The sequence below is a fragment of the Paenibacillus sp. 01T424 genome (assembly GCF_056398745.1).
This window is the reverse complement of the sequence record NZ_JBFTPZ010000009.1, coordinates 101,708-115,847: the sequence shown is the minus strand read 5'-3', so window position 1 is coordinate 115,847 and position 14,140 is coordinate 101,708. Positions and strand designations below refer to the sequence as shown.

Here is a 14,140-nt window from a genome sequence, read left to right as displayed (position 1 = left end):
GGAATATGAATGAGGTTAAGAAGAAACGACTTCGTCGTCCTTGTTTAAGGACAAGAAGTTTCTCGCAAAATATAGGCGGAGTATAAATGTGAAGCTTATACTTTCCTATATTTTAAAAAAGGGATGAAATCTTTAATCCAGCTTCGGATCCAGCGCATCGCGCAAGCCGTCGCCAAGAAAGTTGAATGAGAGTACAAGCGCGATAATCGCAAGTCCCGGATAAACAGCCGTATAAGCATGCGTTTCGAGATATGCGCTTCCGAGCTTTAATATATTTCCCCACTCCGGAATATGCGGTTCTACGCCAAGCCCCAAATAACTCAAGCTGCTGGTCGATATAACCGCAGTACCAATCGTCAGCGTAGATTTTACAATCATCGGCGCGATGGAGTTAGGTACGATGTGCTTGAACAAAATAGTTCGGTCACTGGAGCCGAAAGCTCTAGCAGCCTGTACATATTCCAGCGTAGATACGAGCATGACATTGGCTCTCATTGTCCGAGCATAAGTTGGAATCGCACCTACACTTAATGCCAAAATTAGATTGACCGTGCTTGCGCCAAATGCCGCAATAATCGCAATGGCAAGCAGAATGCCAGGAATCGCATAGAGGATATCTAATATCCTCATAATAATATTGTCCGTATGCCGCCCATAATAGCCAGAGACTGCACCTAGAACGCCCCCAATCAAGACGGGGATGAGCGTTGACAACAAGCCAACTGCCAAAGAGATTCGTGCGCCGAAGACGATACGCGAGAACAGGTCTCTTCCGAAGTTATCCGTTCCTAGCGGGTAAGCCAGCTCAGGAGATTGAAGAATTAAGCTGTAGTTGTTCTCAACCGCAAGGCCGTAATCAAAGGTCAGGTAACTAGTTATAGATAACGTGAGCAGGAACAGGATAAAGAGCAGTCCCAGCATGGAAGTCGAGCTTCTCGACAGACGCTCCACAACTTCTCCAAGCTTAGAGCCGGACGAATACCCCTTGTCCCGCAGCTTCGCAATCAATAATAACCCTAGAAATAATGCGAACAAGTTGCCGGATACCGAAGTTAAAATAAGGATCCCAGCAACGATTCCCATCCAGCGCGGCATCGCTGCTTGATCTGCATATTTAGCGACCAGCAGCAATGCTGCGAGCTGCAGGAGCGCGGCAACGATCAATAGAAACATACCGATCATAAACCCGTTAGCCACATAAGGCTTAAACAAGTTAAGGGCTGATACTGCAAATACGAGCAGAGTCGTAAGGAGCGAATAAACAGCCAACGTATACGCCGCGCTTTTTTTCTGCTTGATGAGCTGGAACGCCGTGGTTGCCACGAATACATTCGCGGTTAGAAGGCTTAACAGCAGTACATAACCAAGCATCCTTGTGGAACGTCTGATCGCGCCAAAACGGATAAGATCGCTTCGAATGAGCGCCCATACCGCCAGCTCGAGCAGAGCGAAGGCAAAATATGCAATGCTTGCAATGAGTACTGCAGGCTTAAATGACCCGTCACCGGGAACATAACTGTTTAGCAGAAGAACAAGACCAAGCGCCAGGGATACGATGCCAGCGAAGCTTGCCTGACTGTATTCTTGGCTCGATTTCAGCCTGAACTTGACTTCTTGCTTGCTGATAGTAGGATTCGTCAAGAGTAGCACCTGCTTTAGTATTGTTTCATTTTCGAGCGGATTCTAGGATCAAAAAACGCATACATCAAATCGACGATAACATTCACGATCGAGATGGTAATGGCTGTATAGACGACCCCGCCCATCACGCTAGGAATGTCGGGAATGAACTGCTTATCAACGATATAACTGCCGATACCGCTAATATTGAATACTTTCTCTGTAACCGCCGCTCCCCCGAGCATACCGCCGAACTGTAAGCCAATGACAGTAATAATTGGGATAAGCGCATTGCCAACGGCATGCTTCCAAATAACACTTTTGCGGGCAAGCCCTTTGGCCCTTGCGGTCGTAATGTAATCCTCATGAATAACTTCAAGCGTCGATGAGCGGGTCATTCGGGCTACGGCAGCCGTTAGCCCTGTTCCTAGAACGACAATCGGCATAATCGCAGACAGCCAGTTCTCAGGGTTATACGTTGCAGGCAGCCATGGAAGCTTAATTGAGAAATTCAAAATAAAAATAAGCGCCTGCCAGAAGTTCGGAATCGACAATCCGAGCAAAGCAATGAACATAAAGGTATAATCAAAAAAGGAATTCGGTCTCGTAGCCGAAATAATGCCGATTGGCAAAGCGATCAATACAGCGATCAGCGTCGAGATAACCGTTAACGTGAGCGTCACCGGAAATTTATTCGCGATAGCTGCCGTAACATTCTCGTTGCCTGCAAATGACTTGCCGAGATCGAATGTAAATATACCTCTAATTGTGTCCCATAACTGGACAAGATAAGGTTGATCCAATCCGTACAGATGGTTGAAGGCTGCAATCTGCTCGGCAGTCGCTGTCTCTCCTAATAAGTTAGCCGCTGGATTCATCGGCGATATATACAGGATTGTAAAAACGAGAAAAGCGACGCCCAAAATAACGAATACTGACATCACGATTCGTTCCGCAACGTATTTCAAGTAAGGCATCGAGTAAATGGCCATCAACACATACATTGGAAAACCGATAATGAGTGATAAGATGAAGAAAGCCGGATTTAAGGCTAACGCATGATACGTATCGCCAAATGAAAACTTCAGCCCGTTCTCGCTGGCAAGCCGTTTGTCCAGCTCATGGTTGAACGATTCATTAAATTTGATCTCAGCCAACCGGTTCGCTTCCAGCTCGGTTTGCTCTGCGCTGACGGTTTGCCCGAAGAAACGATGCTTGCGGACAAGCTGTTCCTTAGCCTCGATAAGCAGCTTATCCCGGCGCCCCGTTGCAAGCAGCTTGCTCCTTGTCTCCTCGGCGATTGCTTTGTAGCCGTACTTCGTTTTACGATATTGATGAACGCCATACACGATGGCAGATACAGGAGCTCCTAACAGCAATATAAGCAGACTGTAGGCTGGATGTAATAACATTTTGCGGTAGATGGCGGCGATATGATCAACAAAGCCATTACCCGTAGCAGTTGCGTGCCCTTTCAAGCTAGTCCGCTTCCTTTCCATCTAGTAATTTTAAATTGCATTATTCCGATCAATATAGTAGATTTTATTTTATGGACTGGAATATGTCAATAACTTATAACTTTGTTACTTACTTTTTTTCATTATACATGATATAAGGAATATCAGGTATAAATAAGAATCTCTCTTTAAATTACCCTATTCTCAATTGGAAAACCACAGAATTGCAGGTGCTTATATGGATACATTATTACAAGTTAACGATTTATCGGTTTCTTTTTTCGCCCGTAACAAAGAAATAGAAGCGGTACGTCACGTCAGCTTTGAGGTCCGTAAAGGCGAAACGCTCGGCATTGTAGGCGAATCCGGCAGCGGAAAGAGCGTTACCGCGCGTACAATTATGAGGCTGCTGCCCTCTCCCCCTTCCATGGTGAAGAATGGTGAGGTGCTTTTTCAAGGACAAAATCTAGCCTTTAAAACCGATAAAGAAATGGAAGCCATACGCGGAAGAGATATCGGGATGATCTTTCAAGATCCCATGTCATCGCTCAATCCGACCATGCGGATCGGCAACCAAATTGAAGAAAGCTTGATCAAGCATCAAAAGCTGGACAAGAAGCAAGCCCGTACTGAAGCGATCGAGATGTTGAAGCTCGTAGGCATTCCGAACAGCGAAGCCCGCTATCATCAGTACCCTCATGAATTCTCTGGCGGGATGCGTCAGCGGGTCATGATCGCCATTGCGCTGGCATGCCGTCCTTCGCTGCTAATCGCAGATGAGCCGACAACCTCGCTTGACGTTACCATACAGGCACAGATCCTTAACCAGATGAAGGATATACAGAAGCAGCTAGGAACCTCCATTATTTTAATTACGCATGACCTAGGTGTCGTAGCCGGCATGTGTGATCGCGTCGTCGTCATGAAGGACGGAGAAATCGTCGAGACAGGAACAACGGAGCAAATCTTTGCCAATCCGCAGCATCCTTACACTGTTAAGCTTCTCCATGCATTGCCTCGTTTAGACGAGAAGAAAAAACCGAAGCCCATCCCTGCGATTATTCAGCGGGAAGAAGGCGTGCCTTTGCTGCAGGTCCGTTCATTGAAGCAATATTTTGATATGGGCAAAGGGCAGATTGTTAAGGCCGTTAATGATATCAGCTTCGATATACAGGCAGGTGAAACTCTCGGAGTTGTCGGTGAATCGGGCAGCGGAAAGTCAACGACCGGCCGCACAATTCTTCGCTTAAATGAGGCGACGGGCGGCGAAGTACTTTTCAAAGGGATACCGCTTCAGCAATTAAATCGCTCGGAGATGAAGACGATGAGACGTCATATGGGCATGATCTTCCAAGACCCGTACGCCTCCCTGAATCCAAGACTTCGCATCATTGATATTATCGGCGAGGCGCTTGACGTTCACGAATTAACAACCAGCAAGAAAGATCGGCAGAAACGTGTCGAGGAGCTGCTTGAGATGGTTGGGCTAGATCCTTCTCATGCTATGCGCTACCCGCATGAGTTTTCCGGCGGCCAACGGCAGCGGATCGGCATTGCGCGGACGCTCGCTGTAGAGCCTGAATTTATCGTCTGCGACGAGCCATTGTCCGCACTTGACGTTTCCATTCAAGCACAGATTGTGAAGCTGCTCGAGGAGCTTCAGCAAAGGCTTGGTCTGACATACCTGTTCATCGCCCATGATTTATCGATGGTGAAGCATATTAGCGACCGCGTCGCGGTCATGTATAAAGGGAAGATCGTTGAGCTTGCCGAAAGCGAGGAGCTTTACGCGAATCCGATCCATGCTTATACGAAGTCACTTTTGGCGGCAATCCCAGTACCCGATCCGAAGGTTGAATCACAGAAGAAGCTGGTGGTGCATGAGGAAGCTGCCAAAGCTGATCCCTACGAGCTCGAACACTCCGAATTCGTGGAAGTGAAAAAAGGCCACTGGGTGGCCGTTGCAACCAGCTAAGCTGGCGATATTAAAGAACCGAAACCCGTTAGATGAACGGGTTTCGGTTCTTTTTATTTGGGCTATTGATACGTTGGACTTCCTTCAAGTGCAACCTAACGACGGATATACATCCCTATCGTTTACCCTTGTTTATCCGTCCATAATGTCCGCCGCCACACGGAAACCACAGTTGCCGGTAGAGCTGTCCGGTGTGTTTCCGCTTCTGGCTGCGACGCGGTAACGGTTGCAGTAGGAACGGTGGCATAGATAAGAGCCGCCGCGCATGGCACGTATTCCGGTCGGTTCCATGAACCTCGGATTTCTCTCGGATGTCACTTGGTGGTATTCAGGGCTGAACCAGTCAGAGCACCACTCCCATACATTACCGGACAAATTGAACAGTCCATACCCATTAGGCTCATAAGCATCAACGGGCGCGGTGCTTACATAACCGTCGCTGGCATTATTCTTCACGGGGAATTTGCCTTGCCAAATGTTGCACATGTGCTTTCCTTCTGGTTTCAGCAAATCCCCCCAAGGGTAGGTTCTGCCTGCGAGTCCGCCTCTAGCGGCGTATTCCCATTCGGATTCCGTCGGCAAACGAGTCCCGGCCCAGGCGCAATATGCCATCGCATCGTGCCAAGTGATATGAACAACCGGGTGGTCAAGCCTTTCGTCAATAGTTGAATCCGGCCCCTCCGGCTTCGCCCAAAAGGCACCATCCACAGCAAGCCACCATGGCGCTTGCTGTGGGACCTGTCTGACCCGCTCTCGTGTCGGCTCGGAGGCCAGCAAATGGAACACAAATGACCAACCAAACCGTTCGGCTTCTGTAACGTAGCCCGTCTCTTCAACAAAGGAGCGAAATTTACCGTTTGTTACGGCATACGGAGAGATAAGGAAGGAATCGACATGCACATCACGAGCCGGTCCCTCTCCGTCCGACGCGACCCCGCCCGCTTCACTCGTCCCCATCCTGAAAGTGCCCCCATCAATTCTTACCAACTGACTGATTCCTCGTGCGTGAGTGGATCGTGTGGGAAGCAATGGATAATCTATTCGTTTTATTTTGGCGGCTGCTACCTGTTCTCTGCCTGCCGTACAACAAGATTTTCCTCGTATCATATCATTATTTGCCCCTCTTCCAGCCTATTAAGCATAGAATGCTGCCCCGCTAATCCCCGAGAATAAGAGAATCGTAAATGGATGCAATCGTAAACGAAATAACATGTATAAACATGCAGCTACAATAAGGAAAGCAGGCAGCAGCTCGTTGATAGACAAGCTAGCGGATAAATGGACCACGCAGAGTTGATAAGCGGCAAAAAGTATAAGAGCTGTAACAACAGGCTGCACGCCATACATGCAGCGCCCCAGATAATTTTTATGATCACGGGTAATGAAGTAAATCATTCCTGCAGTCATCAGTATGGAAGGCAGAAGTAAGCCTAGCACACCAGCAATGGCGCCAATCACCCCATAGGCTTGATAGCCGACAAGCAAACCCAAATTAACGGCGATGGGACCAGGAGACATTCCTGCGACTGCGATAACGTCTACAAGCATATCGCTGCTCATCCAGGCTTGGCGTTCCGTCTCCCTCTCAATTAATGGGATCAAAGCATACCCTCCGCCAAACGACACGAATCCCATTTGCAGAAAAAACCAAAATAACTGCGCCATGACTTCAGCTCCCAGATGAATGACTTAAATAAAATACATATATGAATTGTCGGCACCATCCTTGAATTGGCGTGCCTGCGAGCTTTCTGCACTCCGACCGCCATGTGTTGCAACGACACTGGCAGCAGCACCTCCGGTTATAAGCCAAATCGGATGTGTCTCCAAAAAAAGAAGTACAAGGCTTATAATCGCAATTGCTAACGAAAGTGTATCCTTAATTGATATCCTCCCCAGCCTAAAAACGGTATAGAGGATCATTGCAACAATTCCCCAGCCGATTCCTCTTAACGCTCCAATTACCTTCAAGCTGTCACTGAACTTGTAATAGAGTAGAAAAAGGCCGATAACGATGAGACAGGTCGGTAAGATGGCACCAATTGCTGCTGCGACCGCCCCCTTCACCCCGTCTAGACGATACCCGATCAATAAAGAAGCATTGATTGCCACGCCTCCTGGGGCCGCTGCCGCAAGCGAAAGYGTTTCTTGTAATTCCTCTTCATTCATCCATTTCCTGCTCGCAACAATCTCCCGTTCCAACGCAGGAAAAGTGGCGTATCCACCGCCAAAAGAAATAGGCGCAAGTTTTAGAAAGCTCCAAAATAGGGATGTTAATCGAGGAGAACTCGATTCAGAACGATTCACTTCGCAACACTACCTTCCTAATAATTAACCTTCTATTCGCAGCTTTGTTTATTCCAATCTGAAATAAGCATAAACTAAATCCGAAATGAGAGAGTGATTTCAAAGCATCTCTCACGCTTTAATCTTACACCTTAATCCCAATATGATAAAAACAATCCTTTCTATCCACCTCACAAAATAACAAATAGTAAGGACACATTAGAGCATCCTTCTTATTACCATTATTGTCTATAATGAAAAGCAGAAAGGAGATGAATCTATGAAAAAGACAAATATTCTATTGATTACGAGCGACCAGCAGCATTGGAATACGATAGGCGCATTTAACAATGAAGTGCATACTCCCAATCTGGATCGGCTAGTTCGTGAAGGTACAACCTTCAGCCGAGCTTATTGTCCCAATCCTACTTGTACACCTAGCCGTGCATCCATTATTACTGGCATGTATCCAAGCCAACACGGAGCTTGGACGCTTGGCACGAAGCTGCTCGAAGATCGTCATACGATTGGCGAGGACTTCCAACAGGCAGGTTATAAAACTGCGCTGGTCGGTAAGGCACATTTTCAACCTTTGCGTTCAACAGAACAATATCCATCACTCGAATCGTATCCCATACTGCAGGATTTGGATTACTGGAGAACAAACAAGGACTCTTTTTACGGTTTCTCTCATGTTGAGCTAGCACGAAACCATACCAATGAAGCGCATGTTGGGCAGCACTATGCAGCATGGCTGGAGGATAAAGGATGCACCAATTGGCGAGATTATTTTTTGCCGCCGACAGGCACCATGGATCCTAACCAGACTTACACCTGGCCAATTCCTGAGAAGTACCACTATAATACCTGGATCGCCGAACGAACGAATCTGTTATTGGAACAATATAAACAAAATGATGACAGCTTTTTCTTGTGGTCCAGCTTTTTTGACCCGCACCCTGAATACTTGGTTCCTGAGCCATGGGACAGAATGTATGATCCCGATAAGCTAACCATTCCTGCCATGGTACCAGGTGAACACGATAATAATCCGCCGCATTTTCGAATGACTCAAGAAGAGGCGCCAGACTTCTCTTTCTTGCGAGAGAGCGAATTCGACATTCACGGTTACCGCTCCCATCACTATTATGAGTACGGCAGCAAATTCAGGCTGACGGAAAAAGACAAGAAAAAGCTGGTCGCTGTGTATTATGGCATGGTCAGTATGATGGATAAATATATTGGCGCTATTCTTGATAAATTAGACCAACTCGGATTAGCTGATAATACTCTAGTCGTATTCACAAGCGACCATGGCCATTTCTTTGGACAGCACGGCTTGCAAGCTAAGGGCGGCTTCCATTATGAGGATTTGATAAAGCTGCCGTTCATCGTGAGGTACCCAGGGCACGTTGCAGCTGGCAAAACCTCTACTGCATTTCAATCACTTGTTGATCTAGCCCCTACCTTCCTTTCGTTCTCAAATCTGCCTATCCCTCATGCAATGACAGGAGTAGACCAGAAGGAAGTGTGGCTTGGCAGGTCCGATCGAGCAAGAGACCATGCTATTTGTGAATTCCGGCACGAGGCAACTACCATCCATCAGAAAACATTCGTAAATGAACGATATAAAATTACGGTTTATTATAACCAGATATATGGTGAAATTTTTGACCTGCAAGAGGATCCCAACGAACTTCGCAACTTGTGGGATAACCCTAATTACTCCAGCTTAAAGACAGAGCTCCTGCTGAAATATGTATGGGCTGAGCTTGGTAAAGAACCTATGCCGATGCCTAGAATTTGTCACGCTTAACCTGTCCATCACGAAGCCTCAAATCTGCAGCCAAGCGGGTACTATTTGCATCATCGTACTTGGCCGCAGGCAGACTTGAGGCCCTTCTCATGAATGACGGTTACTATCCACCTATGTCCGACGATGTTAAAATGATAGTGACTTTCATCAACTTTAACTTCGGAAGAGGTCGTCTGCATGATAGAGTTCACCCATGAATATGCGGAACATTTGTACCACACCCCCAATGCCTTGGAGAAGTATAACGGAGTTATACCCATCCGTATTGGCTATAACGAGGCAAAGCCAAATTATCATATAGGACCGCGCTTTATTGCTTACTATAGCTTGCATTTCGTTCTTGCAGGCCAGGTTACACTGTGCATGAATCAGGAAGAGACAACACTTACGCGAGGCGATCTTTTTGTTCTATTCCCTCACAGCATTCATGAATATTACATTACTTCCTGTGAAGAACCCGCTCTAAAGATGTTTTGGGTTGCTGCCGAAGGTAAACAAATGCCTCTGGTCACCCGCCGCCTTGGGCTTACGCTCAAACACCCCTATATTAAAAATTTTTTCAACCAGGATCTTGAGCGATCCTTTTTTCAATTCGCCTCCGAATGGAAGCATCTCGTGAGACAGGATGACCTCTCGTTAACGCAAGGGTTCTACTCTTTACTGAATCAGATCATTCAATTATCCAAACCGATGAAAGCAGCCTCACCCACCGATGACTGGGTAGCAACAAGCATCGACTACATTCATTTGTATTATAAGGAAGGGATAACCGTTGCAGACATTGCTGAACATGTCGGGATCCATCGCTCGCATTTTTCGAATGTCTTTCACCAGAAAGTCGGCATCCGGCCGCATCGGTACCTGACGAATCTAATCATGACGGAAGCTATGAAAATAGTGCAAACGACGGCACTGCCGATTTCTCATATCGCCCTATCCCTCGGGTATTCAGACGTGTACTCCTTTACACATTCTTTTAAAAGATACCACGGACACTCGCCAAGCTCTTACCGGAAATCATAATAACCTAACTTACAGCCTAAAAAGAGAAACCCGATGTCCTCCATAAGACTCGGGTTTCTCGACAATCTAACTGACTGCAGCAAATATTCATTGGTTTATATATTAATGAAAGAAATATTTGATAATGACTGAGCTTTATAGGTTCATTCAGGCTAAATTAATAGCTTTAATTGTATCCAAAGGTATTTTCGGCTTTCGATCCTCAGTCAGAAGCCCGTTAATCTCCTGCTGAACGTCGGCAAGCTGCGTATAGCAGTAACCACTAATATACTTAACGTCCTTAATCGCTTGGGTAATGCCGCGGAAACGCTTAACGAATTCCTCCTCCGACACCACTTGATCGCCGTAGCCCCAGCCTTTGTCCGACTGGAACGCGATTCCTCCGAATTCGCTGATGATGATCGGCTGACCTTGATATTCGTATCCTTCGGCTAACGCGTACTTCCATTGATTGCAAGTCGTTTCATTGGCCAAAATCGCATCCTTGTCCGCATAACGCTTCAGGAAACCATCACCTGTAGCTACATAGTCATGCAGCGTTAAAATGTCGGATACCGTATGCTCCCAGCCGTCGTTCGTGATGACTGGACGGTAAGGATCAATGGATTTAGTCAAATGATAGATGCCCTCGGTAAACTTCTGCTGCCGTTTATCTCGCAGAATAGCAGAGATGCCCCATGATTCATTAAATGGCACCCAAGTAATAATACTTGGATGATTATATTGCTGCCTCACAATCTCCAGCCATTCCTTTGTAAACGCATCGACCGCCCGGTCATGAAACTCGAAAGTAGCCGCCATCTCCGACCACACAAGCAAACCTTTCACATCGCACCAATAGAGAAAGCGGGCATCCTCGATCTTCATATGCTTGCGCACGCCGTTGTAGCCCATTGCTAGAATGTGATCGATATCTTCAATTAAGGCTTCCTCGCTTGGTGGAGTCAGATGGCTTTCTGTCCAATAGCCCTGATCCAGAATCATTCTCTGGTAGATGGGAACATTGTTCAGCAGCACCTTGCCGTTCTTAATAGAGACTTTTCGCATGCCAAAATAGGAGAACACCTTGTCTACAGCCTGATCCTTCGCATACAGCACAAATTCCACGTCGTATAAGTTCGGATGCTGAGGAGACCAGAAGCTTCTTTTCCAAGGCCCGTTTGCCTCATGCAGCAGATCAACCTCAACAGTTAGGCAAGGGCGGTCGATCGCTAGACTAACCCGTTTCACAAGCTTGCCTTTGAACGTAACGATAGCTTCCAGCCTTAAATCGCCGGCTCCCGCTTCCTCCACCCCATGCACCTCATAATCGAAACGGACGATGGAACGGTCGAAATCCGGCGTGATTTTGACGGCGTCAAGTCTCTGTTCCTCCACGTATTCCATCCATACCGTCTGCCATATCCCGGTCGTCTGGACATAGAAGCATTCGAAATTGTCTTTGGTCCAGCGCTGTTTGCCTCGAGGCTGATAGCAGCTATTGCTGTCTACCACCTTCACTGTAATTAGATTATCAGCTCCGAATGCGAGATAATCAGTAATATCGAACGAGAAAGCCGCGTAGCCGCCTATGTGCYGGCCTGCTAACGTTCCATTCACCCACACCTTAGCTTCGTAATCCACCGCTTGGAAATGAAGGATAACCCGTTTCCCTTCAGCTTCCATCGGGATGTGAACAGCTTTGTTGTACCATACTTGCGGATGGAATTCTTCGTCTCCAATCCCACTCGCTTTGGTTTCGTACGTGAAAGGCACGTTTATTTTGTGGGTCTCTTCGAATTTCTCGTGCCACTTTTCTTTCTCTCCCAAACCGCGGTCATCGAAGCGGAAGTTCCATTCGCCATTTAAGCTTAGCCAATTGTCGCGTACAAATTGTGGTCTGGGATAGTCTTTGATATATGCCTTTGTTGTCATGCCGTACCTCCTAATTCTTGTGCTTCGCCAAAATTTCCAGTACATAAACAGATGTAGGGCGCAGCGGATAGCCGAGCTTCCATTCTTCGGCAGGGACGACTCTTTTCTTGCCTGTAATCCGTTCCGGCTCAAACACGGAATTGATATCGTCGTAGGAATCTCCCGTAATTTCATATAAAATCGTTTCTTCCGAAGCCTCGAAGTTTTGCAGTTCAAGCGTCGCTTTCACCTCATTTAAGCTGCGGTTTACGATAAACACGGTGACGGAGGTGCGACCGCTGTTCGTGCCTGCCACAACATCGAGATCAGGCAGCGACTCCAGAGAGATAGGCGTCTCCCTGAGTGACGGAACAGCAAAATTTCCGCACTCGGCTGTGGCGTGAACAAGATGCCGAACATCACGATTTGCGTACAGCTTCATCACTTCATACGTTGGCGTTCCGTATACGGTAAGGGGCAAGCCGCTCCAGCCGGGTTCCTTGCCGCAATATTGATCGGCATAATAATCGCCAACGCGAATACATCCGCCGAGCCAGCCGTTTACCAGATCGGAGAAGCTGCCGATATGAACCATATCGCTGCAGCGTATCATTTCGTTCAGGTTAGCAGCATTGGCTACTGCCGCACCTAATGTATGCTCATTCGGCAGCCCTTTACGAATCGTGTTCGGGTAATACATCGTGTTGTATTCGGTAATTGCCAGCTTCACATGGCTATGCTTCGCATTCGCAAGAATATGCTCTGTCGTCTTTGTTATGTGGTGACGGGTAAACTCGGGATAAGCAGCAATCGCTTTATATCGATCCTCCGACGGCGTATTCTGGTTCATGCCGAATGGTCCATAGCCGTGATACAAATGTAAGGTAAGATAATCAAAATGTTCACCAGCGAGATCAAGGACGGTCTTGTTCCACTCCTGCTCGTAGTGTCCGCAAGCCAGCAGGACGATGGAGGGATCTGTGGCCTTCATAGCTTCGGCGAAGGAAACCGTACGCTTTGCAAACTGATCCGCAGAACACGTACCTACCTGCCACTGTCCCCATACCTCGTTGCCAATCTCCCAATAGCGGACATTGTAAGGCTCGGGGTTTCCGTTCGCCGCACGCCTCGCACCCATTGGCGTATCGACGCCGCCATTACAGTATTCAATCCACTGAGCGGCTTCCTCGGGCGTACCCGATCCGTCATTTACGCAGATGAGCGGCTCCACTTGAAGTTCCCGGCAAAACCGAATAAATTCGTCCGTGCCAAAATATTTACTGGTCCAGCCACCCCATGCTTCGTTGTACATGACTGGTCTTTCGAGAACAGGACCTATACCGTGCTCCCAATGGTAGGCACTGATGTAGTTGCCGGCAAGCCTCATCATCCCCGCGTTCAAATCACGCGTCATGTCGATGACTTCACGCTTCACCATGGCGATGCAATCTATCGGCAATACAGATACATGGTCAATCCAAAGCATACCGGTGGACACGTGATCGCACCATCTCTGGTGGTCATCCGGAATGTATACCCTGAGTTCGGCGTCGACGCATTCGCGAGCAATAGACAGCTGCGCTTCGTACTCACGCCAATTGTGACTTTCGAGCTCGATCCGGACTTGTCCAAGGAGCTCTTCCGAGCGCCGATCGACAGCTTCAATGATAATAGTCTTCAACTCGACGGAGGAACGGGCCACAAGCTTGACCGCATAATTGGCTGGCCCCTTAAGCGCCGTCTTTTGCGCGATTCCCGCATAGGCCTCATCATCGCTCAGAAGGCGAATGCGCTGGGCGCGCCCCGAATGCTTCGGTGCAGGCGCCTCCAACGCGTACTTGGTATTTCGTCCATTCGTATAGGCGTACCAGCTACCGGAAATCTCTTTCTTCGACACGGCCTCGCTCTCGAAGTCCATATCCTTAAGCGGGAATGCGAGCATCGCTTCCATGTGATCCCGAATGTCTTCAACGAAATGACCGAACAGGTAAGGGTTAACTGCATGCTCGCTCGCATGACTGCAATCAATCGTAATCTTTGCGTTAGTTTTCAAAATAAACCTCCAACTGA

10 protein-coding genes are annotated in these 14,140 nt (G+C 47.7%); 3 read left to right on the top strand and 7 right to left on the bottom strand.

What is annotated here, in order from left to right; genetic code table 11:
* Positions 1-132: 132 nt before the first annotated feature.
* A complete protein-coding gene (locus tag AC1DPK_RS10110) occupies positions 133-1,641 on the bottom strand; it encodes an ABC transporter permease (protein WP_339206601.1) in 1,509 nt (502 codons plus the stop codon).
* Between the two features lie 14 nt (positions 1,642-1,655).
* Positions 1,656-3,098, bottom strand: coding sequence for an ABC transporter permease (locus AC1DPK_RS10105; RefSeq protein WP_441878821.1), 1,443 nt, complete (start codon positions 3,096-3,098; stop codon positions 1,656-1,658).
* A gap of 217 nt (positions 3,099-3,315) precedes the next feature.
* On the opposite strand from AC1DPK_RS10105, the gene AC1DPK_RS10100 reads away from it, so the two are divergent.
* The gene (locus tag AC1DPK_RS10100; protein WP_477510197.1) at positions 3,316-5,052 is read left to right on the top strand and encodes an ABC transporter ATP-binding protein; all 1,737 of its coding nucleotides are present in this window, start codon (positions 3,316-3,318) and stop codon (positions 5,050-5,052) included.
* A 132-nt stretch (positions 5,053-5,184) separates the two neighbouring features.
* Here the strand turns inward: AC1DPK_RS10100 and AC1DPK_RS10095 are convergent, their stop codons facing one another.
* The 3 genes from AC1DPK_RS10095 to AC1DPK_RS10085 are packed head-to-tail and all read right to left on the bottom strand — an operon-like array spanning position 5,185 to position 7,359.
* Entirely contained in the window at positions 5,185-6,159 is a 975-nt protein-coding gene (locus AC1DPK_RS10095) for a formylglycine-generating enzyme family protein (protein WP_477510196.1), read from the bottom strand.
* A gap of 27 nt (positions 6,160-6,186) precedes the next feature.
* On the bottom strand, positions 6,187-6,717 hold the full coding sequence (locus AC1DPK_RS10090; RefSeq protein ID WP_475446017.1) for a chromate transporter: 531 nt from the start codon (positions 6,715-6,717) through the stop codon (positions 6,187-6,189).
* Positions 6,718-6,741: 24 nt separating this feature from the next.
* A complete protein-coding gene (locus AC1DPK_RS10085) occupies positions 6,742-7,359 on the bottom strand; it encodes a chromate transporter (RefSeq protein WP_477510195.1) in 618 nt (205 codons plus the stop codon).
* Between the two features lie 259 nt (positions 7,360-7,618).
* Between AC1DPK_RS10085 and AC1DPK_RS10080 the strand changes: the two genes are divergently transcribed.
* Complete coding sequence (locus AC1DPK_RS10080; RefSeq protein ID WP_477510194.1) at positions 7,619-9,154, top strand: sulfatase family protein; 1,536 nt, start codon at positions 7,619-7,621, stop codon at positions 9,152-9,154.
* Between the two features lie 177 nt (positions 9,155-9,331).
* Positions 9,332-10,177, top strand: coding sequence for a helix-turn-helix transcriptional regulator (locus AC1DPK_RS10075; RefSeq protein WP_477510193.1), 846 nt, complete (start codon positions 9,332-9,334; stop codon positions 10,175-10,177).
* A 147-nt stretch (positions 10,178-10,324) separates the two neighbouring features.
* On the opposite strand, the gene AC1DPK_RS10070 is transcribed toward AC1DPK_RS10075, so the two are convergent.
* A complete protein-coding gene (locus tag AC1DPK_RS10070; RefSeq protein ID WP_477510192.1) occupies positions 10,325-12,091 on the bottom strand; it encodes a glycoside hydrolase family 2 protein in 1,767 nt (588 codons plus the stop codon).
* Positions 12,092-12,101: 10 nt separating this feature from the next.
* The gene (locus tag AC1DPK_RS10065; protein ID WP_477510191.1) at positions 12,102-14,123 is read right to left on the bottom strand and encodes an alpha-L-arabinofuranosidase C-terminal domain-containing protein; all 2,022 of its coding nucleotides are present in this window, start codon (positions 14,121-14,123) and stop codon (positions 12,102-12,104) included.
* Between the last annotated feature and the right edge of the window lie 17 nt (positions 14,124-14,140).

Excerpts from the sequence above, each read along its gene's own strand:
- AC1DPK_RS10100 (WP_477510197.1), top strand. The coding sequence starts at position 3,316 with ATGGATACATTATTACAAGTTAACGATTTATCGGTTTCTTTTTTCGCC.
- AC1DPK_RS10095 (WP_477510196.1), bottom strand. The coding sequence starts at position 6,159 with ATGATACGAGGAAAATCTTGTTGTACGGCAGGCAGAGAACAGGTAGCA.
- AC1DPK_RS10090 (WP_475446017.1), bottom strand. The coding sequence starts at position 6,717 with ATGGCGCAGTTATTTTGGTTTTTTCTGCAAATGGGATTCGTGTCGTTT.
- AC1DPK_RS10080 (WP_477510194.1), top strand. The coding sequence starts at position 7,619 with ATGAAAAAGACAAATATTCTATTGATTACGAGCGACCAGCAGCATTGG.
- AC1DPK_RS10075 (WP_477510193.1), top strand. The coding sequence starts at position 9,332 with ATGATAGAGTTCACCCATGAATATGCGGAACATTTGTACCACACCCCC.